This is a genomic window from Plantactinospora sp. ZYX-F-223 (genome assembly GCF_039649625.1).
Taxonomy (GTDB): Bacteria; Actinomycetota; Actinomycetes; order Mycobacteriales; family Micromonosporaceae; genus Plantactinospora.
The window spans coordinates 81347-104716 of the sequence record NZ_JBDJAV010000031.1; the positions used below are offsets into that span (position 1 = coordinate 81347).

Consider the following 23370-nt stretch of genomic DNA (forward strand, 5'->3'; position numbering starts at 1 on the left):
CTGCCCATTCCTTCCGGCCCGGGCCCTGTCCCCCGCACCACACCGGCGTCTGCCCCGGAGCACACCGGGATAGATGATTCCTGATGTTCGCCGGGACTGTCACGCCCCCGTCCGGCTCACCCCGCACGGGTGAGGGTCGCTCACCCGAGGGCGGGTCAGAGTCGAACCGCGGACGTGACCGGCGGGGCGCAGCCTACCGGTCCCCCGGACCCGTCGGAGGAGCGAGAATGGCCAGCCGCGCGACGAGCCGCAGTGACGAGGAGATCCAGCGCGACATCCTGGCGGAGTTGGCCTGGGAACCCCGGGTCCAGCCGAACGAGATCGGTGTGGCGGTGCAGGACGGCGTGGTGACGCTGCGCGGCTGGGTGGACAACTACGCCAAGAAATGGGCGGCGGAACGGGCCGCGCAGCGGGTACACCGGGTCCGGGCGGTCGCGAACGACCTCGAGGTACGCCTGCCCTCCTCGGCCGAGCGCGACGACCCCGAGATCGCGGCGGCGGTCACCCAGGCGCTGGAGTGGGACGCTTTCGTCTGCACCTGCGATGTCGACGTGACCGTCTCCAACGGCTGGGTCGTGCTGCGCGGCGACGTCGAGTGGGAATACCAGCGACGCGCCGCCGAGCAGGCGGTACGCCGGCTCGCCGGAGTCCGCGGCCTCACCAACGGGATCTCGGTCCAACCGCGGGAACGACCGGAGCGCGACGAGATCTCCGAGCGGATCCAGAGCGCACTGGTACGCAGCGTGGAGACGGACGCGGCGGGGATCGACATCCGGATCGAGGGCGACGCCGTGGTGCTGACCGGCAAGGTCCGGTCGTGGCTCGAACGCGAGGAGGCCGAACGGGTCGCGTGGTCGGCGCCGGGCGTCACGCAGGTCGACAACCACATCACCGTACGGCTGTGAGGCTTCGGGCTCGGGTCAGATCAGGTTGAGTTCCCGGGCCCGGCGTACGGCGTCGCGGCGCCGGGTGGCGTCGAGCTTGCGGTAGATGTTCCGGACGTGCGTCTTGACGGTGTTGACCGAGAGCGAGAGTTCCGCCGCGATCTCCACATTGGACAGGATGCTCTGCAGGTAGCGGAGCACCGTCAGTTCCCGCTCGGTCAGCGGTTCACCCAGTGGCGCCGCCGCCGGGGTCGTCGCACCGCCCGTCCCGTCGACGGCGTCGAGCAGCTCGTTCACCATCGGCCAGTACGCCGTACCCGAGTCGAGGTGCGCGGCGAGCAGCTCCCGTACCGGTGGATCGGCCCGGATGAAGACCTGCCGGAAGCCCTCCGGCTCCGCCAACCGCAGCACCTGTTCCAGGACGCGGGCCGCGCGCCGGTGGTCGCCGGTCAACCGGGCCGCGCTCGCGTCGAGCAGTCCGGCCGCCAGCCGCAGCGGAAGCGGCCCACCGGCCCCGGCCGGCGCCGCCCAGTCCGGCAGCGTCCGCAGGGCGGCCTGCGGGTCCCGCGCCCGCAGGTGGGCCCGGGACAGCGCCACCGCCACCGGCTCGACCGGAGCCGTTCCCCGCTCCAGTGCCGGAGTGAGCATGCCCCTGGCCAACTCGATGTCGCCGTGGTCGATCCACAGCTCCGCCTCGGCGGCGAGCAGCCAGTGCGCGAGGGGCTGCGTCTCGGCCCGGTCACCGAGCCGGCGGCGGCTGCCCGCCAGCGCCTGGTGCGCACCGGTCAGGTCACCCCGGTCACGCAGCAGCCGAGCCTGGATGATGCCGGCCAGTCCGTGCACGAGCGGTTCGTCGACGTACTCGGCGGCCCGGACGCCGAGCGCCAGATTCGCGTCCGCGTCGTCCGGCCGGTCCCGGTGCAGCGCGACGAGCGCCTGCGCGAGATAGCCGTGTACGCCGTCGGCCGGCCGGACCAGCCCGCCGAAGGGCGCCGTGCCGAGTGCCGCGCGGGCTGCCTCGTCGGCGCCGGTCAGTTCGCCGCGGATCGCCCGGACCAGCGCCAGCCGGCCCAGGCAGAGCCGACGGGCCCGGGGCAGCTCCGCCCGGGTCGCCTCGGCCAGCCCGTCGGCGATCTCCGGCTCGGCGGCGGTCGGGTCGCCCGTCCCGAACCGGATCGTCCCCGGCACCAGCCTGGCCACCGCCCTCACCTGGAGTTCGAGGTCGTTCCGGTCGGAATCCCCGCCGCCGGCCAGCGCGACACCGAGCCGCCCCAGGTCGGGCGGGTCCCCCAGACCGGAGTCCGACGGGCCGGCCCAACCCGCCGCCGCCACGTCGGCACGGCCGAGACCGAGGACGTCGGTCCGGGCAGCGTCGGGCAGGTCATGGCTGCCCGGATCGAGAAGGTCGGTCCGAGCGGAGTCGGGCAGGGTGAGCCGGCCCAGGTCGATCTGGTCGGCGTCCACGTACGCCTCGACATCGACGCCCACGACCGGGCTGCCGTCGAGGTCCAGCCGGGCGGCCGGGGCCGGGCCGAGCAGCGCGCCCGGGTCGGCGGTGACCGCCGCGACGTCGGCCTGGCCGGCCAGCGGATCCGGGCGGAGTAGGTCGGCGGCCCCGGCGCGTACCGCCGGTTCGTCTCCGGCCGACTGGGCGGCGGCGAGCCGCAGGGCCGCCGCGATCCGCCGGAACCGGTGCCGGCGGGCGGGGTCGAGCAGGTCGGTGTGCTGGGCGGCCAGCGCGAGGTAGCCGGTGGCGGCGGCCGGCTCACCCCCGTCCAGCCGGTCCGCGGCACAGGCCAGACCGAGTTCCGGGTCGGCACGGACCGCCTCCGGGGACGGTGCCGGCGGCGCCGGCCGGGTCGGGGCGTACTGGCCGTAGGGGACGAGATCCGGCCAGTGCCGCAGCAGCACGCCGATCGCGTACGGCCAGTCGTGCGCGGCGAGCGCGTGCCGGAGCGCCTCGGCCGGCAGCTCGTGCGCGGTGAACCAGGTGGCAGCCCGACGGTGCAGCTCGGCCACCTGGTCAGCGGGGCGGCGGGCCAACTCGGACCGGAGCAGTTCGCCGAGCATCGGATGGCACCGGTACGCCGCCGGCCGGCCGCCGAGCGGGATCACGAACCCGCCGAGACGGTCCAGTTCGGACAGTACCCGGGCCGCGTCGGTGCGCCCGGTCAGCGTGTCCAGCAGCTCCGCGGAGAAGCCCTCGACCAGTGACGCCCGGCAGAGCACCTCGCGGGCGTCACCGGAGAGGCCGGCGAGCAGTTCCTCGGTCAGATAGTCGCCGACGTCCGGATGTTCTCCGGTGAACTCGTCCACGAACCGGGCCGGGTCGGGGTGGCCCGGCAGGGCGAGCGCGGCGAACCGCAGACCGGCGGGCCAGCCCTCGGTGCGGTTGACCAGCCTGCGGGTCTGCTCCGGCGGCAGCGGCTCCCCGTACGCGGAGAACAGGTCGGCGACCTCGTCGGGGCGGAACGCCAGGTCGGTGGCGCGGATCTCGGTCAGCTCCCCGCTGAGCCGCCAGCGGTGCAGCGCGAGCCCTGGGTCGGTACGGCAGCCGATCACCAGCCGCAGCCGGCCGGCCGTGTGCCGGAGCAGGAACTCCAGCCCGCTGGAGACCTCGGGGTCGTCCACCTGGTGCAGATCGTCCAGGATCAGGGTCGCCGGCCCGGTACGCCGGGCCAACTGCTCGGCGAGGGACTCCAGCCCGTACCCCGGATCCGGTTCGTCCGGTTCCTGCCCGTCAACGGCCGGACGCAGCGCAGCGTACAGATATGACCAGAGCCGTGCCCCGCCGTCACCCGGCTCCAGCGAGAGCCAGCCCACCGGGCCCCGGTCCGGGCTCTTCCCGGCCCGGCCGTCCGTCGCGTTGCGAGCCCGGCACCAGGAGCTCAGCAGCACCGTCTTGCCCCAGCCGGCCGAGGCCGAGACCAGGGTCAGCGGGCCGGCCGTCCCGAGGTCGAGCAACTGGAACAGCCGGGGCCGGGGCAACAGCACCGCCCCGGAGCGCGGCGCGGCGGCCAGCTTCGCGGTGAGCAGCGGCGGCGCCAGACGCCCCGCCCCGCCGTCCGGCCCGGCGGGTGCCCTGTCGGTGGCCGGCGCGACCGTTCCGGCCAGGTCCTCGATCCGTTCCAACAATGCCCCACCTCCTGCGGCCCGTCCCGACGCGACGGCCCGAGGCGGATACCCGACCCGACGCGGTTCACCCCTTGCGGACGACCCTGGTTCACCCGGCACCGCCGGACGATGACGGCCCAGGAAGCGGAGGAGGGCGATGGACGTACCCGACCGGCAGGCCGCCGCCCGCTCCCGGTCGTACGCGGTGACGATCGACCGCCCACCCGCCGAACTGGCACCGGACGGGCAACTCCCTGAGCCGGTGGCCAGCCTCGGTCCCGGGGTGACGGTGACGCTGCGCCCGGCGCCCGGCGGTCGCGGCACGGAACTCGTCGCGGTGCTGTGCGAGGACGAACCGCTCCCGCTCGCCAGGCTGTCGGCGCGGCTGCTCGGCGAGGACCGCCGGGCGGCGGTACGCACCGCGCTGCGCCAGGCGAAGCAGTTGGCTGAGACCGGCGAGGTGCTGCGGTGAGAGCGCCCTGCCGGCAGGCCAGCGTGACGTCACACGGATCCCGGATTTCCTGGATCTCCGGATCCCTGGTGTCACCGGGGTCCCTGGATCTCGGCCCGGTCGGTGGCGGCCACTCGGGCCGGGACGGGCACGGCGCAGCGGCGGTCCGGCTCGCGGAGGGCGGGCCGGACCGCCGGCACGACCGCCTCGCCGGCCGGCCGGGGTGCCGCCTTCCCCGGCCGGCCGGCTCTGCCGGCGGTCGTGCCCGGTCGTCAGCCGTTCCTGGCTGCTCCCGCCATTCCTGGCTGCTCTCGCGGTTGTCGTCCGGCGGTCAGCCTCTCCCCGGCCGCCCTCCGGTGCGCTGTCGAGGTTGACGGGTTCAGTAGACGAAGACGCTCTTCGCCGGGAAGGTGAAGGACGGGGCGCTGCCACTGAGCAGCATCGGCCGGCCGGTGCAGTCGTCGTTGACGTAGAGCAGGGCCGCCCGGCTGTTCGTGTTGATCCACGAGTGGGCCCGCTCGCCCCAGCCGTGCTCGACCAGGTCGACACAGGCCCCGACGGTCGGGTCCAACGCGGAAACGGTGAACCGTGCTCCGGCGTACGAGGTCCCTTCGAACAGGCACAGCGCCCGTAGGAACTCACAGGTACCACTGCTCGTCGCCGACGTGTCCGCCAATGCCGGGGCGGCCGCCGCCGGCCCGGCGTACGCGCCGCCGATAATTGCAGCGGTGGTCAGCGACAACAGTACTTGGAGCCCTTTCCGGTAATTGACGCGCGATTTACGCATGGTGTTTCCCCCTTTTCTGACCAACTCCGGGAACGATGGCGGAAGGCAGGGAGGGGTCCTGTCCGGTAAACCGGGTGCGGGGTGTGTCGGGGTACGGCTCGACGTCGACGCCTGGGCTGGTGGCACGGGGGGCCGGGTGTAACGCCGCAACACCCGGAACGCCTCGTACGCCCGCAGCCCGATGTGCCGACGTATCCGCAGGTGACGCCGCCCCGCCCAGCACTGGTGGCGCTCGGGAACGAAAGCGGTCGCCGGACCGCCCGATGCCGGCCCGTGACCGGCAGGCGGCGGCGCGGGCATAGCCTGCGGTGGCCGTGGCCCGCGTGGTGTCAGCGAGTCATCGATCGGGTTCTTGCCCGGCACGCCATTGTGCGGCATCGAACAGCGAAATTCTCACACTCACGCGACGCCCCCGTACGCGGTCCTCGGTGGAGAAACAGGAATTACCCCGGCCAAGCCATCAAACAGCGTCGATACCATAACACGCTGTCCCGATGGCCACAACCAACCCGCAACCCGATTCGACACCGTTTATTTCAACCGTTCTATAACCACCCAAGGCCGACGTACGACTACGGCGGTACAGTTTCCGGCCCGTTACGTGTTTCTCGTACGCCGCTGCGGCGGCCGCCCCGCCCCGCCCCGGCCGGCGACCCGGCGCGGGCCCGGCGAACTGGTCGCCGGGCCCGGGTCGGGGTCTTCGAGAACGGGGGTCGGTCAGGAGGGTAGACCGCCGACCTGGGTGTTGATCCAGGACCGGATGGCGGGCAGGTCACCGTAGATGGACGGCCCGGTCGCGCAGGTCGAGTTGCTGTTACCCGCCCGGCTGGTCGCGCCGATCAGGTTCCACCGGCCGTCGATGCTGCGCACCTGCGGGCCACCGGAGTCGCCGTAGCAGGCGCCGGCGTTCCCGTTCGTGTTGTTGGTGCAGATCTCGTACGTGCCGTTGATGCCGGAGCAGCGGTTGTCGGCCACGATCGAGGTGTCCAGCTCGTTGGCGACGGTCGGCGCCGAGCCGCAGCCCCGGACCGGGCAGGTCTGCCCCCAGCCGATGATCCGGGTCGCCGTACCGACCGCGCCAGAGGTGCTGGGAATGACGGCGGGGGCATGGCTCACCGAACTGCCGAGCTGGAAGAGCTTCACGTCGATGGAGGGGTGGTTCACCGCTCGTACCACGCTGACCACCGTGCCACCGCTGGTGCGGTTGACGCTGCCCACCCGTACCGAACTCGGTGTCGGGCAGTGCTTGGCGGTGACCACCCAGTTGGCCTTGATCAGCGAGGCCGAGCAGCCCGAGGAGTAGACCAGGAACGAGTAGTTCTCCGACGCCGGCCGGCCGTTCACCACCAGCGTGCCGACGCCGCCGTCGCCGTCGGTGGCCTCCGGTGCGGGCTCACCGGAGGCCGCCGGCACGTTCGCGTACCCGGTCGACGGCGCCGCCGAGGCGGTGGCCGGCAGGGACAGGCCGGCGGCGACCAGCGCGGCCACCAGGCACGTACGCCGGACGAGTACGCGCGCCGAGTGCGGTCGGGACATGACTGACCTCCAGGGGTGTCGGAGTCGTGGTCAGGCAGCACACTAGCGCCGAATAGATGAATGTAGATACATATCCCTTCTCCCCTACCACCGCACGATGCGCCGGGCGGGCCGGACTCGGCGGGTTGACCCTCGACCCGGTCGAGGGGGCAGAATGCCTGCTCATGGACGGGGGTGGCCGGCTTCTCGGCATCGGCGAGATGGCCCGGGCGAGCGGCCTGAGCATCAGCGCGCTGCGCTTCTACGACGGTGCCGGCGTGCTGGCACCCGCGTCGGTGGACCCCGGCACCGGTTACCGCCGGTACGCGCAGCGGCAGCTACCGGCCGCCCGGCTGCTGGCCGGCCTGCGCCGGATCGGGATGCCGCTGGCCGAGATCACCCGGGCACTGGAGCTGCGCGGCTCGGATCCGGCCGCCGTGGCACGGCTACTGGACGCGCACCTGCGCCGGCTGGAGGAGGGGCTCGCCGACGCCCGCCGGGAGGTGGCCCGGCTCCGGGTACTCTGCGCCGCCGCCGAACCGTCGGCCGAGCCGGAGGTCCGGCTGACCGTACCCGGACGGGAACTGGCGGCGGCGGTCGACGCCGTCCGGTTCGCGGTCGGGGCGGATCCCGGGCTGCCGATGCTCGGCGGCGTGCACTTCGAGTTCGACCGGGACGTGCTCCGGCTGGTCGCCACCGACCGGTACCGGATGGCCGTCTCCGAGGTCTGCGCCGACCCGGACAACCTGAGTGGCGGCGGGGCGGCATCCGGGATGACCCGGTTGACCGTGCCGGTCGCGTTCGTCGACGCGGCCCGGGCGCTGCTGACCGGCGGCTGGCCGGCGACCCTCACCCTCGACTCCGCCGCCGTCAGCCTGCGGGTGCGGGACCGACGGGTCACCGGTACCCCGATGGAGCACGAGTTTCCGGACTACCGCCGGTTGCTGCGCACCGCGACCGGCGGGCCGGACCGCCGCCGGGTGACCGTCGACGTGGCCGGGTTGCGCGAGCGGCTGACCGCCGCCGAGACCCGGATGGTGGTACGGGCGGACGACGGCGCCCGCTGCGCGGTCAGCGTCCTCGCGGTCGACGACACGAACCGGCTGACCGTCTCCCCCGCCGACACCCCGACCGCACCGACCGATCCGGTGGTACGGGTCGGAGTCGACCGCGAGTTCCTGCTCGACGCCCTGGACGCGGTCGGGGCGGGCCAACTGGTCCTCGAACTCGACGGGCCGATCCGCCCGCTGGCGGTACGCCGGCTCGACGACGACAGGGCCTTCTCCATCCTGATGCCGGTGCGGATCTGAGCGCCCCTCGGCTCGGTCGCTCCTCTTGGCTCAATCGGTCCGCTTGGCTCAGTTGGTCCGCTTGGCTCAGTTGGTCCGCTTGGCTCGGCGGTCCTCCTGGGTCAGGCGTCCTCGCCCAGCTCGGTGAAGAGGGTCAGTTGCAGGTGAGCGGGCGCCGCCAGCCGCGAGTTCAACGAGTTCCAGGGCGTACGTGTCGGCTCGGCGATCACCGTCGCACCCGCATCGGCCAGGGTCGCGGTGACCGCCGGGGCGTCGTCGACCTCGAAGGCGACCCGGATGTGCCCGGCGACCCGGCGGCCCACCTCGACCTCGTCGATGTACTCGGCGTGTCCCGGATCGGTGATCTCCAGAGTGGCCCGGCCGGCCTCCAGGATCGTGACCCGGCCGTCCGGCGAGGAGAAGGCGGCCCGCTCCGGCAGGCCCAGCACGTCACGGTAGAACCGGAGGGCCTGGTCGTAGTCGTCGGTCGTGACCACCAGCCGGAGTTGCCGGACCGGAGACGGCTCAGTCATGACCCCAGTCTGGCACGCGGCCGGCCCACTGACGCTCCGCAGGCGCCCGTGCATCGCCGACTACCGCCGACCGCTGCCGCGACCGCACACGTGATACCCGGAACAGCCCGAATGACCGGCCGGGAAGAGTTGATCACCTACAGTAGTTGGATGGCTTTTGTCCGCTTCACCCAGATAGCCTCGGGGCGGGCACGCCGCCGGGCCGGTGCCGCGCTGGTCGTACTCGGCGGGATGCTCGTGCTGGCGATGGTGGTGGTCAACGACGCGCCCGGGCCACCGAGGACGGTCGACCGGCCACGGGCGGCGGACCAACACCTGCCGACCCCGGTCGCCCCGGGCACGCCACCGAGCACCGAGCCGACGCTGCCCGCGGCGCCGCCCCCGGCGCACCTGCCGGTGATCGACTACCGCCCCGCCCCGGGCGGCTTTCCCGAGGACCCGACTCCGATGTCGACGGTACGGCTCAGCGAGGGCCTCCGGCCGATCCGCCGGGTCGCCGCGTACGACGCACCGGGCGGCCGGCCCCGGGCCTTCCTCGCGCCTGCCATCAGCGGGGTGCCGGTGACCATGCCGATCGTGGCGCGCCGAGCGGGCTGGGCCGCCGTGCTGCTTCCGTCGGCGAACCGGACCATCGCCTGGGTGCCGCCCGGGCCGTGGAGCACCGCGGAGCTGCGCGACCTGCTCGTGGTGGTCCGGCAGACGCACCGGCTGTACTGGTATCGGGACGACCGGCTGGTCCGGTCCTGGCCGGTCAGTGTCGGCACCTCGGCCACGCCGACCCCGCTGGGCAGGACATTCATCCTCGGCCGGTCGACCCTGCCCGGCCGGGTGTACGCGGACACCGAGGTCTTCGCGCTCGGCGCCGTACCCGACGAACCGAATTCGGTACCGTCCGGGCTGCGCGGCGCGCACATCGGCCTGCACGCCTGGTACAACGCCCGCCAGCTCGGCCGCGACAACAGCAACGGCTGCATCCGGATAGCCCGGAAGGCACAGGAACTGCTGCTCGCCGAGATGTCCGCCGGCACCGAACTGCTGGTGCTCGACCGGTTCTCCGCTCCCGAGCGGCTCGCCGGCCCCGGCCCGGTCCCCGTGGTGGCCCGCTGACCGCTTCGGGCGATACCGACCGGGCTGGCCCTCCGGCCGATCGGCCCGCCCGCCCACGCTCAGGTCGAGAGGATCTGAGCCGGCCGCCCCTCGGTGGGCGCGGGTCGCTGCCCCCGGCCGAGGTGGTCCGAGCAACCGGCGGGGTGCTCTGGCCCGCCGATCCGGGCTACAGGTCGCGGCGCATGCAGACCCGGGGCCACCGGTCCAGCCCGTGTGCCGCCTCGCGGGCCCGGATCGCGGCCAGCCCGGGGCTCAACTCCCGCTCGTCGAGGACGACAAATCCGCACCGGGAGTAGTACGGGGCGTTCCACGGCACGTCGGTGAAGGTGGTCAGGGTCAGCGCCGGTACGCCACTGGCCGCCGCGTGCGCGGCGAGGTGCGCGATCAGTCGCCGGCCCACGCCCCGGCGGGCGGCCCGGGGGTGCACCGAGACCTGTTCGACGTGCAGGTTGCCGTCCACCGGCTCGGCGACCAGATAGCCGACCGGCAGGTCGTCGGCGTCGACCGCGACCCAGGCCAGGCCGGCGCGCTGATGCCGGGCCAGCTCCGCGACGGAGGGTGGTTCGTCGTCGGCGATCTCCGGCATCCCGATGTCCCGGAAGGCCCGTCCGGCGGCCCGCTCGATGTCCCGCAGCCCGGGCAGGTCCGGCTGACGGGCCGGTCGGATCCGCATCGGGTCATCCTCCCGGCCCGGCCAGCGGGCGGCCAGCGATTTCCGCCCGGGGTCACGTCCGGCTGTAGGTGACGAGGGCCGCGCCGGAGGCGAAGGTCCGGGTGTCGGTGACGGTGAACGGGACCGGCTGGAAGGCCCCGCCGAAGAGCGGGATGCCCGCGCCGATGACCAGCGGATAACGCTTGACGATCAGCTCGTCGATCTCCGGCAGCAGGGTGCCGGCCAGGCGGCCGCCGCCGCAGAGCCAGATGTCCAGTCCGGCGGTCTGCTTCAGCTCCCGGACCAGGGCCACCGGATCGGAGTCGACGATCTCCACCGTCGGGTCCGATCCGGTCAGGGTGCGGGAGAAGACGTACTGCCGGAGGTGGGCGTACGGGCTGGTGATGCCCTCCCGCAGGGCGGGTTCGTAGCTGTGCCGACCCATCAGGACGGTGTCGAACCGCCGGTTCGGCGCGTCGGTCAGCCCGAACACCGCCCGCAGGCCCGTGGGGACGGTCTCGGGCTGTTTCTCGTTCATCACCGCCGTCAGGTCCGGGTCGATCGGGAAGAAGTCGTACTCCCCGCCGGGACCGGCCAGGTAACCGTCGACGGTGCTGGCGACGTAGTACACGAGCTTTCGCATCTGTCTCCTCGACTGCTGGAAAGGGGTTCCTCCGCTGACCACTCCCGTTGGAGTACTTCAGGTGGAGTGGTCTGAATGTAGTACTACACTTGCAGTGGTGTCAACGGGGGTGCCGCGCCTCCGGAGAGAGCGAGGAGGCTCCATGCGACAGAACCCGGCCCGACGGACGGCGCTGCTCGACGCCGCGATCGAGGTACTCGCCCGCGACGGCTCGCGCGGGCTGACCTTCCGGGCCGTCGACGCGGAGGCGGGGGTGCCCACCGGCACCACCTCGAACTACTTCGCCAACCGGCAGGATCTGCTGGGCCAGGTGACGCAGCGGACCCGGGAACGCCTCACCCCGGTCGAGGCCGAGGTGGCCGAGACGATGCGGGCGCCCCGGGACCGTGCCCTGGTCACCCGGCTGATGCAGGACCTGCTCGGCCGGATGCGCCGGGACCCGAGCAGCTACCTCGCCATGCTCGAACTCCGGCTGGAGGCCACCCGGCGCCCCGAACTCCAGGCCGCGCTGACCGAGGTGTTCAGCGCGAACCTCCAGGACAGCATCGAGTTCCATCTCGGCGCCGAACTGCCCGGCGACCGGACCACGCCGCTGCTGCTCTATCTCGCGATGAGCGGGTTGCTGGTCGACGAACTCACCGTGCCCGAGGTGCTGGCGCCGTTTCCGCTCGACCAACTGATCACGGAGATGGTCGACCGGATCCTGCCGCCGGAGACCCCGACCGCCCCGTCGTCCTGACGCCACCCGCGCCCTGAACAGGTCGGCGGCCCGCCCGCCTTCATGATCAGTTCACCGGGTCGCCGGATCCGGTTCCGCCCGCCGAGCGGTTGGCCGGAGAGGGTCGGACGGTACGCCGACGGGTCGGGCAGAACGACGACTGACGAGGGCACGACGCTCGTCCTCGGCCGGTCCACGCGACCCGGGACGTACCCGAATCCCGATGGAGGAGATCATGCCGACCCGTACCCGGATCGCCGCCGGACTCGGCGCCTCGGTCGCCGCCGGCGCGGTCGCCCTGGCCGCCGGCCTCGTGCCCGCCCAGGCGTCCACGCCGGCCGTCGTCGCCCCCGCGCCCGCACCGAAGCCGGCGGTGGCCGCCGCCGAGCCGCCGGTCCTCTCGGCCACCCTGACCCGCAGCTACGACGCCTTCGACGCCCACCAGGGCGTCGCCGTCGACGACCGGTACTTCTACGTGGTCGACAACCGCAGCATCACCAAGCACGACAAGGCGACCGGCCGGCCGCTGCTCCAGTTCGCCTCGAACTCCGGCGGCCCGATCATCCACCTGGACAGCGGTGTGGTGGTCGGCAACCGGCTCTACGCCGCGCACTCCAACTACGACGAGTCGCCGATGGAAAGCTCGATCGAGGTCTTCGACACGAGGACGATGCGGCACGTCGAGACGTACAGCTTCGGGATCTTCCGGGGTTCGCTGACCTGGCTGGACCGGCACGACGGAGCGTGGTGGGCCGGGTTCGCCAACTACGACGAGATCGCCGACGGCGGGACCGAGCCGTACGGGGAGACGTACAACACCCAGGTGGTCAAGTTGGACGACAGGTTCCAGGTCGTCGAGGCGTGGACGATCCCGAAGCCGATCCTCGACCGGTTCACGCCGATGAGCAACTCCGGTGGCTCCTGGGGGCCGGACGGCCGGCTCTGGCTGACCGGCCACGACCTCGGCGAGGCGTACGTGCTGCGGCTGCCGTCCGCCGGCTCCGAACTGGAGTGGGTCGGCACGGTCACCCTGCCGGGCGTGGAGGGCCAGGGCATCGCCTGGGAGCACGCGGGCACCCGGTCGAAGCTCTGGACCATCAAGCGCTCCACCAAGCAGGCGTTCAGCTACACCGTGCCGTTCCGGTCGATCGCCAACCCGACGACGCCGACCTGGCAGGTTCTCGGCCCGGGTAACTTCCAGCAGTGACCGCCCTCCGCTGACGGAATGCCGGAGCCACGCACCTCGATCGGCGCCAGCGATGCCCAAGCCTTCGGGAGGCCGCGCTCGGTCCACGCGAGTCGGCGCAGTTGATCGCAACGATCGCGGCGGAGGCGACATGAGTGAGAGCCTGCCGCCGGTGGCTTGGCGCATCAGTAGCCGAAGCTCGGACGGCGGTGGCAGTTGCGTGGAGGCGGGACCGGTACTCGACGGGTCGGGGCGGGTGGCGCTGCGGCACAGCAAGGCACCGGACGCGGCGACCATCGTCTACACCCGAGCCGAGTGGGACGCCTTCGTCGCCGGAGTCAAGGACGGCGAGTTCGACTTCCACACTCCTGCTTGATCATTTCGACACGGCCAGCGCCCCGCCATACCGGCCGGGGCGCTCGCCGTACCATCGTCGCGAGATCAGCCGTATAGGAGCAGCCGATGATCACCGATGCAACGCTCGCCCGCATCAACGAAGGGGTGCAGTTGCATCATCATCAAGGCCAACCTGAGGCTGCTCGCGACTTGTTCGCACAGATCTGGGACGAGATCGGCGGGGAGCGGGGCGATCCTCTGCACGTTTGCGTCCTCGCGCACGCGATGGCCGATGTGCAGGACGACATCCACCAGGAGCTGGTCTGGGATCAGCGAGCGCTGGCGGCGGCCGACCTGCTCACCGATGCCCGGGTAGCGGAGGCTGGGGTGATGCTGCCGGTGGCCGGTTTGTATCCGTCATTGCACCTCAACCTGGGTGAGTGCTATCGCAAGCTCGGCGACCTCGGCCGTGCCCGCGAGCACCTCCAGCGTGCGCAGGCGGGGATCGGCGCGCTTGGCGATGACGAGTACGCACAGCTCATCAAGGGCGGCCTGGACCGGCTGGCGCGGCTGCTGACCTCCGAGTAGGCACGCGCTGCCGAAGAGACATCCTGCCCGCCCCCACACCGGGACGCTCGTCGTCGCGGCTGCCTCGCCCCAGCCCGAACCGCTCCGACCGGAGCACCCGTTCCGGCGAACCCGTTCGACGCAGGCCGATCGCCCCGATGCAGAGCCAGAGGGCGTACGACCACAGCATCACCCGCTCGGCGAGCCCGGTCGCCCGCCGAGCACCCTGGCCCCCGCCTGCCGCCGATCCCGGTCCAGCAAGGTTCCAGTCGGCGTCCAGTCCCACCTGGCAGTCTCGCCGGAGTCGATAGATCGACATCTACGTCTACCGCTGAGGTTGGGTCGGTCCGGTGAGCGAAGAGTCTGGCACGTTCGGCGTGTTGGTCCGGGGATACCGGACCCGGGCCGGGTTGACCCAGGCCGCTCTGGCGACCCGGGCCGGAGTGGGCGTACGGACCGTACGCGATCTGGAGCACGACCGGGTGACGCAGCCGCAGCACCGGGTGCTGACCCGGCTGGCCGCCGCCCTCGACCTCTCCGCCGCCGAGCAGGCCCGACTCCGGTCCACCATCGCTGGCCGGCCGACCAGGCCGGACCGGTCGCTCCGGATCGACGTGCTGGGTCCGCTGCGGATCCGGCACGGCGACCGGCCGGTCGACGTGGGGCCGTTGAAGCACCAGCTCCTGCTCGGTCTGCTCGCCGTCCAACCGGACCAGCCGGTGCCGATCTCGGACATCGTCGACGTGCTGTGGGATCGTCCGCCGCGTAGCTGCCGCGGCCTGATCCAGACGTACCTGACGAGGGTGCGCCGGCTCGTCGGCGCCGCGTACGCCGGCCCGGCCACCCCGGTCATCGTCCGCGACCGCCACGGGTACCGACTCGCGTTGCCGGCCGACCGGGTCGACGCGGGACGCTTCCGGGCCCTGGCCGAGCGGGCCACCCGGGCGCACCGCCGGGGCCAACTGGACCGGGCGGTCGAGCTCTTCTCCGCCGGGCTGGCCTGCTGGCGCGGACCGTTGCTGGCCGGCTGCGGGCCTGGGCTGCTCCGGCATCCCGCCGCGACGGCCCTGTCCCGGCACCGGTTGGACTGCGTGCTGACCCTGGCCGACCTGGCCTTCTCCACCAGCGCCGCCGGTCGGGTGACCACGCCGCTCGCCCAGGTCGCCGAGGTAGAACAGTTGCACGAAGGGCTGCACGCCCGGCTGATGCTCGCCCTGGCGGGCACCGGACAACAGGCGAGCGCGCTGCGGCTCTTCGGCCAGTTGCGCGAACGGCTCGCCGACGAACTCGGGGTACTGCCCGGCGCCGAACTCCGGGCGGCGCATCTGCGGGTGCTGCGCCAGCAGGTACCCGGTGCCGACGGCCGCCCGGCGTGACGGTCAGGAGTTCGAGATCACGTACGCGTTGGGCGAGGAACTGCCCCAGTTGACGACGCAACTGCTCACGTGCACGGGTCCGTAGACGATCCGCCAGCCGCCCGGGATGGGCGAGAACTGGCACACCGTCAGGGACGAGCCGGCGGGCATTCCCTCCGCCTGCTGCACGAAGAGATAGCTGGCCCGGGTGCTCGGGTCGCAGATCCCGGCGTACGCCAGCACGACCCAGCCGGCCGGCACGCTGCCACAGGACCAGCGCTGATCACCGGGTGCCGCCTGAGCCGGCGCCGGTGGCGCGACCAGTGCGGCTCCGATGACTGCCGCGGCCAGTACGGCGAGGATCCGACGCATCTTCCTGCTCCCATCGCCCGGGGTGTGCGGTACCCCCGCAACGCTATGGGCCGGCGCAGGGCGTACCTCCGGTAGCGGGACGTGCGCCGCGCCGGCTCCGGCCCACCGCGCCTGGCCTGGGCGGACCCGGGCCGCACCGCAGCGGAGACCGGCAGAACCGGCAGAACCCGGCACGCCGCCGGAAGTGCCGACGGACAGCAGGGCCACCGGACGGCAGGGCCGGGCGTCAGTTCGTCCGGTCCGCCGCCCGGAGTTGGTAGCTTCCTAATGGTCAAGACGCGAGCAAGCATCAGGGGGACGCCAGTGCTCGTCATCGCCCACCTCAGCGACACACATCTCGACAGCTCCCCCCGGTCGGCCGAGCGGACCGCCCGGGTGATGGACTACCTGCACGCCCTGCCCCGACCGGTCGACGCGATCCTGGTCACCGGGGACATCGCCGACCACGGCGAGGTGGCCGAATACGAGACCGCCGCGAAGCTCCTCGCCTCGCCGCTGCCCGTGCTGACCTGCCCCGGCAACCACGACGTGCGGGACGCGTACCGGAAGGGTCTGCTCGGCGACGCGCGCGGCGGGACCGGCCCGATCAACAGCCGGCACGACGTGGCCGGTGCCGTCTTCCTGCTCGCCGACTCGTCGGTGCCCGGCCGGGACGACGGGCACCTCGACGCGGAGACCATGGGCTGGCTCGCCGACGAACTGGGCTCGACGCCGGCCGGGGCGCCGGTCTTCGTCGCCTTCCACCACCCACCGGTCGCCCTGCACCATCCGGTGATCGACCCGATGCGCCTGCTGCCGGCCGAGCCGCTGGCCGAACTGCTCGGCACCCATCCGCAGGTCGTCGCGGTGCTGACCGGGCACTTCCACACCTCCGCCGCGAGCACCTTCGCCGGCCGGCCGCTCCGGATCGCCCCCGGGGTCGTCTCCACGCTCCGGCTGCCGTGGGAGGGCGACGGGCCGCTGGTCGACCTGGCCCAGCCGCCCGGGGTGGCGTTCCACGTCTACGACGACGCGGGGCTGCTGACCACGCACTACCGGGTGGTGGTCTGAGCCGTGCACGGCATCGCCGTACTCGGCTTCCTGGCCGCCGTCGCGCCGATCACCGCGACCCCGGGCACCAGCCTGACCCTGGTCGTCTCGCGGGTCGCCGCCGGCGGGCGCCGACAGGGCTGGTGGGTGATCCTGGGTACCCTCACCGGCCTCTACGTGCACGCCGTCCTCGCCGCCGTCGGGCTGGCCGCGCTGGTGCTCCGCTCGTCACAGGCGTTTCTGCTGGTCAAGCTGCTCGGGGCCGGCTACCTGGTCGGCCTCGGACTGTGGCTGCTCTGGTCGGCGACCCTCCGCCGTCCATCGAGCACGGTGGCCGGGCCGTCGGCGCCCCGGGCTCGGCGGCTGCCGTGGCGCGGGCACCATCCGTACCTCCAGGGGTTTCTCGGCAACGTGCTCAACCCGAAGGCGGCGGCGGTCTACCTGACCCTCGCCCCGCAGTTCCTCGACGTCGACGGTCCGGTGCTCGTCCCGATGCTGGTACTCGGCACGGCGCACGCGGTAATGGCCGGCTGCTGGCTCGCCGGCTGGACCGCGATCTCGGGCGCGGCCGCCCGACTGCTGCGCACCGTACGGGTCCGCCGGGCGCTCGACCGGGCGACCGGTGCGATCCTGGTCGGCCTCGGCGTCCGTACGGCGGTGAGCTGAGACCGCGCCGCCCGGCGCTCGCGGCTGACCGTGACACCACGCGCCGCCCTATGTAGAGTTCCGAGCATGGGTAGTGAGGTGCGGGTGACCACCGCCGTGGCGCGGGTGCTCGCCGCGTTTCTCGAAGATGCGACGACAGACCGCTACGGCCTGGACCTGATGGGCGCGACCGGGCTGCCCAGCGGCACCCTTTATCCGATCCTGGTCCGGCTGCAACGGGCCGGTTGGGTCGACTCGGCCTGGGAGGAGATCGACCCGGTCGAGGCGGGCCGGCCCGCGCGGCGCTACTACCGGCTCACCCCGGACGGTCTGGCCCGGGCCCGCACCGAACTGGCGCTGCTGCACCAGCAGCTCGGCGGCACCGCCCGGCCGGCCAGCCCGAAACCGAGACCGGCATGAACCGGCCAGCCGACCCGGGCGAGCCGGAGACCGGCGCACAGCGGCCAGCCGGCGCAGACGAACCGGAGACCGGCGCACAGCGGCCAACCGACCCGGGCGAATCCCCGACCGGCGCAAACGAGCCGGAGACCGGCGGACAGCGGCCAACCGACCCGGGCGAAACCCCGACCGGGGGCAGGGGCGTGCCGGCAATCGCCGACGTCCTGCTCCGGATCGCCGCACGGCGGTGGCCCGCCGAGTTGCGGATGCTGCCGGAGTGGCGCGCCGAGCTGGCGGCGATCCGCGCCGATCCGGGTGCCGGCCCACTGGGCCGGGCCGTCCGGCAACTGCGGTTCGCGGTCAGCCTCGCCGGCTCGCCGCCGGCCGAGGACGGACACGGCGTACCGCGTGGCTGGCGGGAGGTGCTGCCCAGTGCCGGCAGGGCCCTGCAACCGCTGCTGGCGCTGCTCGGCGCGGTGCTGTTCTGCCAGGTGCTGATCGGTGTCCTCGAGATGGTGGGCACGACCGTGTTGATGCTGACCCGGGGATACCCGGGCGGCGCCGGCCCGTCCGGCGGCATCGACTGGGCCGGCAACGTCGCCTCGGTCGCGGGTCTCGCGACCGGGGCCGCAGTCGCCGGTTGGCTCGGCGGGTGGCTGGGCCGACGGCTGCCGGTGGACCAGGCGCGGCACAGCCGGCTCGGCGCGGCCGGCCCGGCGGTGCTGGCCCCGCTGCTGATGGCCGCCGGGGCGGTGGCCCTGCACCTGGTCGCACACTCCACTCCGGAACCGCAGCCGGGCGTCACCGTGCTGACCTCCGAGCCGATACCGGCGCTGCTGCTCTGGGGCGTACTCGTCGCACCGCTCGCCGGGGCGGCCGCCCGGCTCGTCCATCGTGGACGCCGCCGGGTGGCGTCACTGCTCGCCGTCGGGGGCGGGCTGCTCGCGCTCGAACTGGTCGCGGTGGCCGCCGGCCGGCACGCGGCGGTGGCGGAGAACCTGGATTTCGGTACCGCACCGTGGTGGTTCCCGCTCAGCCTGCTGGACCCGCACGGCAGCGGGATCCGGTTCGGCCGGGTCGAGCAGGGCTACGTGGCGTCGGAGATGGTCGTGGTGATCGTCGCGAACACCCTGCGCCCGCTGCTCGCCTGCACCGCGTTCGTGCTCTGCTACGGCATGGCGGCGGCCCGGACCCGGCGGCCCGTTCCGACGGCCGACGCAGCGGACCCGGCCAGCGCAGCCGACGCCGCCGATCCGGCAACCGCAGTCGGCTCGCCGAGCGTCCGGACGCCGATCGGCCGCCGGTCGGGCTGGAGCCGGGCCGGTGCGGTGCTCCGCCGCTTCGGGGTGGCGGTCGCGGCGGTCGGGCTGGGCCTGTGGGCGTACGCGGCGACGATCCTCACGCCGGGGCTCTCCGAGGTGGCGGCGGTCGACGAGGTGCAGAGCTGGGAGCTGCACCTGTGGGCCCAGGAGTTGCGCGAGGCCGGGGTCGTGCTCGCCGTACTCGGGCTGCTGGTGGTGGCCGCCGCCCGTGGCGCGGTACTGCTGCCCGGGCTGTGTACCGCCGCGCTGCTGCTCGCCGTCGACTCGGTACTCGACGCCGCCGACCTCGCCCGGCCGGGTCTGCTACCCGCGGTCTTCGGCGTCGGCGTGGCGGTGCTGTCGCTCGGCTGGTGGCTCGGCGGCGCCCTCGCCCGCCGGACCGGACAGGGTGACCGGGCGGCGGTTCCGGAGCACGTCGTACGGCGGCGGCTCGCCTGGGTGGCCGCGGTGGCCGCCTGGTGTGCTCCGGCGCTGCTGTTCCGGGCGAGCTGGCCGGGCGAGCTGACCCCGCCGGGGTACCCGATCGGGACCGCACTCACCGCCGCCGCGTTCGCGGTGCTGGCCGGGACGACCGCGCTCGCCGTACGCGAGAACCGGCTGCCGGTCGCGGTCGCCGCTCCCCTGGTCGGCGTGCCGGCGCTGCTGATGGCCGCCCTCGGTGCCCTCAGCGGCGGCGCCACCGGCGAGGTCGGCTTCGCCGTTGCGCTCGGACCGGCCCTGCTGACCGTCGCGCTCGCCACCATGGTCCTCCGGCGGCGCCCCGGAGCCGCCTGGCGGTGGGCGGCCCTCGGCGCCGGCGCGGTGCTGCTCGGCCTGCCGTCGGCGTACGCGCAGCTCGCCCTCGCACCGCTGCTCGGCGAGCCGTTGCTGCGTGCCGCGGACTACGGTCGGCCGGTCGACGGGCTGCCCTACCTGACCGGTGCGGTGCTGCTCGCCGCCCTGCTGGCTGTAGTGCTCGCCACCCGGGTGGCGCCGGGCCCACCGAGCCGAACGATTCCTGCACCCGGCCCGAACCCGCCCGACGACGACGAAGGGGGCCACGCGGAAACGGACCCCGGGAGGGTGGATGCGCGGATGGGCTGAGCGGTACGGCCAGACGGGCCACCACCGGCCAGGAGGTCGAGTTCAGCGTCGACTTCACCTGCCCCCTCGTACGCGGCTGACCGAGACGGTCCCTTCCGGACGAGTGCGGACCTTCCGCACGCCCGATCCGCAAGCTTCGGTCAAGAAACAGTGATCAGCGGCACTACTCCGCCACGCCGGCCGCACAATCTAAGAACGTTCGGCCTAAGTGGACGGGGACAGGGCCATGACTCTTGATCCGAGCAACGTGACCTGGGGAATCAGCGCGTCGACCTTCCTGTCGGGCTATCTCCTCCTGGCGGTGGTGGCCTTCGGCCACGCGGCCGTACGGCGCCGGCAGATCCTTGCCGGGCCGGAGAGCGTCCGCACCTCGACGCTGACCGCCGACCAGGTCGCGTACCTGAACGGCGGCGGGCGGCTGGCGATCTACACGGCCCTGGCCGCGTTGCGCAACGCCGGTGCGGTGGCGATCGGTCCCGCCCCGGACCGGTATCTGGAGATCGCCGGGGACCGGCCGGCCGGGGCGAGCGGTCTGGAGGCGGCGATCTACCGGTTCGCGGGGCAGCGACGGCGTCCACGGGAGCTGACGTACGACTCGGGCGTCTCGGCGGAGCTGTACCGGCTGCGTAAGGAGCTGGAGGAGGCCGGGCTGATGCCGGGCGGCGAGGCCCGCCAGGCGCTGCGCGGCTCGACCTGGTTGCTGGTCTGCGTGCTGCTGTTCGGCGTGCTCCGGTTGTTCGCCGAGGCCGCGACCGGCGCGCTCTGGCTGCCGCTGGTACTCGTCCTGGTCGGGCTGGGCGCGGCCACCGTGCTACTGGCACGCCGGCCGCCGGTGCGGACCCGGGCCGGCAACTGGGCGCTGGCCACCCTGCGCACCGAACACGCCCATCTGGCCCCGTCCCAGCAGCCGGCCTGGAGCACCTACGGCCCGACCGGCGCGGCGATGTCGGTCGCGCTCTTCGGCCCGGCGGCGCTCTGGGCGGCGGACCCGGAGTTCGCCGCCGAGGCCGAGATCCAGCAACGGCTCGGGGTCGCCTCGGCTGGCGGGTCGGGCGGTGGCAGCGGCGGCTACGCGTGCAGCGTGGGCGGGTACGGCTCCGACAGCGGTGGCGGGCACAGTTGCGGGGGCGGCGGCGGTGGAAGTAGCTGCGGGGGCGGCGGCGGTTGCGGGGGCGGCGGAGGCGGCTGATCCGCTGTGCTGATCGACCGCACAAGCCGGCCGCCGGGGTGCGGGCCCTGTCCGGCCGGGCGGGTCAGGGCAGGGCTCCGGTGAGCCGGCGCCAGAGGAAGCGCAGCATCAGCGCCCACTTGAAGGCCAGTTGCGCGTTGTCGGCTGCCGCGCCGTGCCCGCCCTCGATGTTCTCGTAGTAGGAGACGTCGTAGCCGTACCCGCGCATCCGGGCGGCCATCTTGCGGGCATGTCCCGGATGCACCCGGTCGTCCCGGGACGACGTGACGAGCAGGACCGGCGGATACGACCGCCCCGGCCGGACGTTGTGGTAGGGCGAGTACTCGCGCAGGAACGCCCAGTCCGCCTCGTCGTCCGGGTCGCCGTACTCGGCCATCCAGGAGGCGCCGGCCAGCAGCAGGTGGTAGCGGCGCATGTCGAAGAGCGGCACCCGGGCCACCACCGCGCCGAACAGCTCCGGAAACCGGGTCAGCATCACCCCCATGAGCAGCCCGCCGTTGCTGCCGCCCTCGATGCCGAGCCGCGCCGGCACGGTGATGCCGCGGTCGACCAGGTCGGTCGCCACGGCGGCGAAGTCCTCGTACGCCCGGAGCCGGTTCTCCCGCAGCGCCGCCCGGTGCCAGCGCGGGCCGTACTCGCCACCGCCCCGGATGTTGGCGACCACGTAATTGCCGCCCCTGGCCAGCCAGCCCCGGCCGATGATCCCGCTGTAGCTCGGCGTCCAGGCCATCTCGAAGCCGCCGTACCCGGTCAGCAGGGTCGGCCCGGTCGGCTCCCCCGCCGGTCCGACCAGGAAGTACGGCACCCGGGTCCCGTCGGCGGACCGGGCGTGCAGTTGCCGGACCGCCATCCCGGCCGGGTCGAAGAACGCCGGATCCCGCTTCAGCGTCTCGGCCGGTCCGCCGACCGTGCCGTAGTGCAGCGCGGTCGGTGCCAGGAAGCCGGTGCTGGCCAGCAGGTACTCGTCGCTGTGCTCCGGGTTGGTGTCGACGATGACGACGTGCCGCTCCTCGCCCGGGGCGGCGGTCTCCAGCAGCGGCCGCCGGTGCCAGCCGTCCTCGCCGGGCGTGAAGACCTCGGCCCGGCTCCGCACGTCGACCAGGCTGCTCAGGATCAGGTGCCCCCGGGTCCAGGCGTGCCGGCCGGGCGCGCTGTCCGGACCGGGCGCGAAGACCACGGTCAGGTCGCGCTCACCGGCCAGGAACCGGTCCAGCCGGGTGACCAGCACGGTTCCCGCGGGGTACGTCCGGTCGGCCACCGTCCAGTCCGAGCGGAGCGCGATCAGCAGCCACTCCCGGTGTACGTCGGTCTCGGCGTCCTCCGGCACGTCGATCCGGACCAGTTCGCCGTCGACGGTGCGCAGGAACTCCTCCCGCCGGAAGAAGTCCAGCCGGCGGCCGAGGAAGTCACGGACGAATCCTGGGGTCGGGTCGTGCACCGCGTACACCGAGACGTCGTCGTCCCGGCCCTGGTAGACCACGGCGGCCTGCTCCAGTGGCGTGCCCCGGCGCCAGCGCTTGACGATCCGGGGATAGCCGGAGGCGGTCAGCGACCCGGGGCCGAAGTCGGTGCCGACGTAGATGTGGTCGGCGTCGATCCAGCCGACGTCGCTCTTCGCCTCGGGCAGGGTGAAGCCGTCGGGGACGAAGTCCCGGGTCGCCAGGTCGAACTCGCGGACCACGCTCGCGTCCGAGCCGCCCCGGGCCAGCCGGATCAGGCAGCGCCGGTGCCCGGGCCGCTGCACGATCGCGCCCTGCCACGTCCACGGCTCGCCCTCGTCGGCGGCCAGCGCGTCCAGGTCGAGCAGCAGCTCCCAGCTCGGCTCCGCCCGGCGGTACTCGTCGAGGGTGGTACGCCGCCACAGCCCCCGGGGGTGGGCCTCGTCCTTCCAGAGGTTGTAGAGGTAGGTTGCGTCCCAATGCACGAACGGCACCCGGTCCGCGGCGTCCAGCACCTGGCGCAGCTCCGCGTTCAGCGTGCCGAACAACGGGTCGTCGGCCAGCGCGTCGCAGGTCTCCGCGTTGCGGGCCCGTACCCAGGCGGTCACCTCGGCGTCCGAGAGCGCCTCGAGCCAGCGGAATTCGTCGTCGAGATCCGGGGACACGCAGGGTTCCTACCACAGAACGTGAACAGAGTTCCCGCTCAGTCAGAAGGCGGATTGAACTTCCCGGCGCCGGAAAACGATCTAACTGAG

General features: G+C 73.2%; 22 protein-coding genes. 14 read left to right on the forward strand and 8 right to left on the reverse strand.

From position 1 onward, the window contains the following. Positions 1–227: 227 nt before the first annotated feature. Positions 228–905 (forward strand): BON domain-containing protein, encoded by a 678-nt coding sequence (locus AAH979_RS28395; protein ID WP_346261181.1) that lies wholly within the window; start codon positions 228–230, stop codon positions 903–905. A gap of 15 nt (positions 906–920) precedes the next feature. Here AAH979_RS28395 and AAH979_RS28400 read toward each other — a convergent pair whose 3' ends face one another. Continuing rightward, positions 921–4016, reverse strand: a complete 3096-nt coding sequence (locus AAH979_RS28400) for a LuxR C-terminal-related transcriptional regulator (protein WP_346261182.1) — start codon at positions 4014–4016, stop codon at positions 921–923. Positions 4017–4155: 139 nt separating this feature from the next. Here AAH979_RS28400 and AAH979_RS28405 point away from each other — a divergent pair, with 139 nt between their 5' ends. Further along, a complete protein-coding gene (locus AAH979_RS28405) occupies positions 4156–4470 on the forward strand; it encodes a hypothetical protein (RefSeq protein WP_346261183.1) in 315 nt (104 codons plus the stop codon). A gap of 358 nt (positions 4471–4828) precedes the next feature. Here AAH979_RS28405 and AAH979_RS28410 read toward each other — a convergent pair whose 3' ends face one another. Continuing rightward, positions 4829–5236: a peptidase inhibitor family I36 protein gene (locus tag AAH979_RS28410; RefSeq protein WP_346261184.1), complete on the reverse strand. Its 408-nt coding sequence runs from the start codon at positions 5234–5236 to the stop codon at positions 4829–4831. A 717-nt stretch (positions 5237–5953) separates the two neighbouring features. Then, positions 5954–6772 carry a trypsin-like serine protease gene (locus tag AAH979_RS28415; RefSeq protein ID WP_346261185.1) on the reverse strand — a complete coding sequence of 273 codons (819 nt, stop codon included), beginning with the start codon at positions 6770–6772 and terminating at the stop codon, positions 5954–5956. Between the two features lie 164 nt (positions 6773–6936). Here AAH979_RS28415 and AAH979_RS28420 point away from each other — a divergent pair, with 164 nt between their 5' ends. Beyond that, entirely contained in the window at positions 6937–8061 is a 1125-nt protein-coding gene (locus tag AAH979_RS28420) for a MerR family transcriptional regulator (RefSeq protein ID WP_346261214.1), read from the forward strand. Positions 8062–8162: 101 nt separating this feature from the next. Here AAH979_RS28420 and AAH979_RS28425 read toward each other — a convergent pair whose 3' ends face one another. After that, positions 8163–8573, reverse strand: a complete 411-nt coding sequence (locus AAH979_RS28425) for a VOC family protein (protein WP_346261186.1) — start codon at positions 8571–8573, stop codon at positions 8163–8165. Positions 8574–8723: 150 nt separating this feature from the next. Here AAH979_RS28425 and AAH979_RS28430 point away from each other — a divergent pair, with 150 nt between their 5' ends. Beyond that, positions 8724–9680, forward strand: a complete 957-nt coding sequence (locus AAH979_RS28430; protein ID WP_346261187.1) for a L,D-transpeptidase — start codon at positions 8724–8726, stop codon at positions 9678–9680. A 166-nt stretch (positions 9681–9846) separates the two neighbouring features. On the opposite strand, the gene AAH979_RS28435 is transcribed toward AAH979_RS28430, so the two are convergent. Together AAH979_RS28435 and AAH979_RS28440 are read right to left on the reverse strand one after the other, a co-directional pair. Beyond that, on the reverse strand, positions 9847–10353 hold the full coding sequence (locus AAH979_RS28435) for a GNAT family N-acetyltransferase (RefSeq protein WP_346261188.1): 507 nt from the start codon (positions 10351–10353) through the stop codon (positions 9847–9849). Positions 10354–10405: 52 nt separating this feature from the next. Continuing rightward, entirely contained in the window at positions 10406–10975 is a 570-nt protein-coding gene (locus AAH979_RS28440; RefSeq protein WP_346261189.1) for a dihydrofolate reductase family protein, read from the reverse strand. Positions 10976–11117: 142 nt separating this feature from the next. Here AAH979_RS28440 and AAH979_RS28445 point away from each other — a divergent pair, with 142 nt between their 5' ends. From AAH979_RS28445 to AAH979_RS28465, 5 genes are all read left to right on the forward strand, one after another. Next, entirely contained in the window at positions 11118–11714 is a 597-nt protein-coding gene (locus tag AAH979_RS28445) for a TetR family transcriptional regulator (protein WP_346261190.1), read from the forward strand. Between the two features lie 202 nt (positions 11715–11916). Next, complete coding sequence (locus AAH979_RS28450; RefSeq protein WP_346261191.1) at positions 11917–12900, forward strand: hypothetical protein; 984 nt, start codon at positions 11917–11919, stop codon at positions 12898–12900. A 130-nt stretch (positions 12901–13030) separates the two neighbouring features. Continuing rightward, positions 13031–13255, forward strand: coding sequence for a DUF397 domain-containing protein (locus AAH979_RS28455; RefSeq protein ID WP_346261192.1), 225 nt, complete (start codon positions 13031–13033; stop codon positions 13253–13255). Between the two features lie 86 nt (positions 13256–13341). Continuing rightward, a complete protein-coding gene (locus tag AAH979_RS28460; protein WP_346261193.1) occupies positions 13342–13803 on the forward strand; it encodes a tetratricopeptide repeat protein in 462 nt (153 codons plus the stop codon). Positions 13804–14132: 329 nt separating this feature from the next. Then, positions 14133–15158, forward strand: a complete 1026-nt coding sequence (locus AAH979_RS28465) for a BTAD domain-containing putative transcriptional regulator (protein WP_346261194.1) — start codon at positions 14133–14135, stop codon at positions 15156–15158. A gap of 3 nt (positions 15159–15161) precedes the next feature. Here the strand turns inward: AAH979_RS28465 and AAH979_RS28470 are convergent, their stop codons facing one another. Beyond that, positions 15162–15509 (reverse strand): hypothetical protein, encoded by a 348-nt coding sequence (locus AAH979_RS28470; protein WP_346261195.1) that lies wholly within the window; start codon positions 15507–15509, stop codon positions 15162–15164. A 303-nt stretch (positions 15510–15812) separates the two neighbouring features. Between AAH979_RS28470 and AAH979_RS28475 the strand changes: the two genes are divergently transcribed. From AAH979_RS28475 to AAH979_RS28495, 5 genes are all read left to right on the forward strand, one after another. Beyond that, positions 15813–16559 (forward strand): metallophosphoesterase, encoded by a 747-nt coding sequence (locus AAH979_RS28475; protein WP_346261196.1) that lies wholly within the window; start codon positions 15813–15815, stop codon positions 16557–16559. A gap of 3 nt (positions 16560–16562) precedes the next feature. Then, on the forward strand, positions 16563–17204 hold the full coding sequence (locus AAH979_RS28480) for a LysE family translocator (protein WP_346261197.1): 642 nt from the start codon (positions 16563–16565) through the stop codon (positions 17202–17204). A 66-nt stretch (positions 17205–17270) separates the two neighbouring features. Continuing rightward, positions 17271–17603: a helix-turn-helix transcriptional regulator gene (locus tag AAH979_RS28485; protein WP_346261198.1), complete on the forward strand. Its 333-nt coding sequence runs from the start codon at positions 17271–17273 to the stop codon at positions 17601–17603. Between the two features lie 182 nt (positions 17604–17785). Continuing rightward, positions 17786–19987: a hypothetical protein gene (locus AAH979_RS28490; RefSeq protein WP_346261199.1), complete on the forward strand. Its 2202-nt coding sequence runs from the start codon at positions 17786–17788 to the stop codon at positions 19985–19987. A gap of 226 nt (positions 19988–20213) precedes the next feature. Continuing rightward, the gene (locus tag AAH979_RS28495; protein ID WP_346261200.1) at positions 20214–21176 is read left to right on the forward strand and encodes a TIGR04222 domain-containing membrane protein; all 963 of its coding nucleotides are present in this window, start codon (positions 20214–20216) and stop codon (positions 21174–21176) included. Positions 21177–21240: 64 nt separating this feature from the next. Here the strand turns inward: AAH979_RS28495 and AAH979_RS28500 are convergent, their stop codons facing one another. Beyond that, on the reverse strand, positions 21241–23280 hold the full coding sequence (locus tag AAH979_RS28500) for a prolyl oligopeptidase family serine peptidase (protein WP_346261201.1): 2040 nt from the start codon (positions 23278–23280) through the stop codon (positions 21241–21243). Positions 23281–23370: the final 90 nt, after the last annotated feature.

Excerpts from the sequence above, each read along its gene's own strand:
- AAH979_RS28395 (WP_346261181.1), top strand. The coding sequence starts at position 228 with ATGGCCAGCCGCGCGACGAGCCGCAGTGACGAGGAGATCCAGCGCGAC.
- AAH979_RS28405 (WP_346261183.1), top strand. The coding sequence starts at position 4,156 with ATGGACGTACCCGACCGGCAGGCCGCCGCCCGCTCCCGGTCGTACGCG.
- AAH979_RS28410 (WP_346261184.1), bottom strand. The coding sequence starts at position 5,236 with ATGCGTAAATCGCGCGTCAATTACCGGAAAGGGCTCCAAGTACTGTTG.
- AAH979_RS28415 (WP_346261185.1), bottom strand. The coding sequence starts at position 6,772 with ATGTCCCGACCGCACTCGGCGCGCGTACTCGTCCGGCGTACGTGCCTG.
- AAH979_RS28420 (WP_346261214.1), top strand. The coding sequence starts at position 6,937 with ATGGACGGGGGTGGCCGGCTTCTCGGCATCGGCGAGATGGCCCGGGCG.
- AAH979_RS28425 (WP_346261186.1), bottom strand. The coding sequence starts at position 8,573 with ATGACTGAGCCGTCTCCGGTCCGGCAACTCCGGCTGGTGGTCACGACC.
- AAH979_RS28430 (WP_346261187.1), top strand. The coding sequence starts at position 8,724 with ATGGCTTTTGTCCGCTTCACCCAGATAGCCTCGGGGCGGGCACGCCGC.
- AAH979_RS28435 (WP_346261188.1), bottom strand. The coding sequence starts at position 10,353 with ATGCGGATCCGACCGGCCCGTCAGCCGGACCTGCCCGGGCTGCGGGAC.
- AAH979_RS28440 (WP_346261189.1), bottom strand. The coding sequence starts at position 10,975 with ATGCGAAAGCTCGTGTACTACGTCGCCAGCACCGTCGACGGTTACCTG.
- AAH979_RS28445 (WP_346261190.1), top strand. The coding sequence starts at position 11,118 with ATGCGACAGAACCCGGCCCGACGGACGGCGCTGCTCGACGCCGCGATC.
- AAH979_RS28450 (WP_346261191.1), top strand. The coding sequence starts at position 11,917 with ATGGAGGAGATCATGCCGACCCGTACCCGGATCGCCGCCGGACTCGGC.
- AAH979_RS28455 (WP_346261192.1), top strand. The coding sequence starts at position 13,031 with ATGAGTGAGAGCCTGCCGCCGGTGGCTTGGCGCATCAGTAGCCGAAGC.
- AAH979_RS28460 (WP_346261193.1), top strand. The coding sequence starts at position 13,342 with ATGATCACCGATGCAACGCTCGCCCGCATCAACGAAGGGGTGCAGTTG.
- AAH979_RS28470 (WP_346261195.1), bottom strand. The coding sequence starts at position 15,509 with ATGCGTCGGATCCTCGCCGTACTGGCCGCGGCAGTCATCGGAGCCGCA.
- AAH979_RS28485 (WP_346261198.1), top strand. The coding sequence starts at position 17,271 with ATGGGTAGTGAGGTGCGGGTGACCACCGCCGTGGCGCGGGTGCTCGCC.
- AAH979_RS28495 (WP_346261200.1), top strand. The coding sequence starts at position 20,214 with ATGACTCTTGATCCGAGCAACGTGACCTGGGGAATCAGCGCGTCGACC.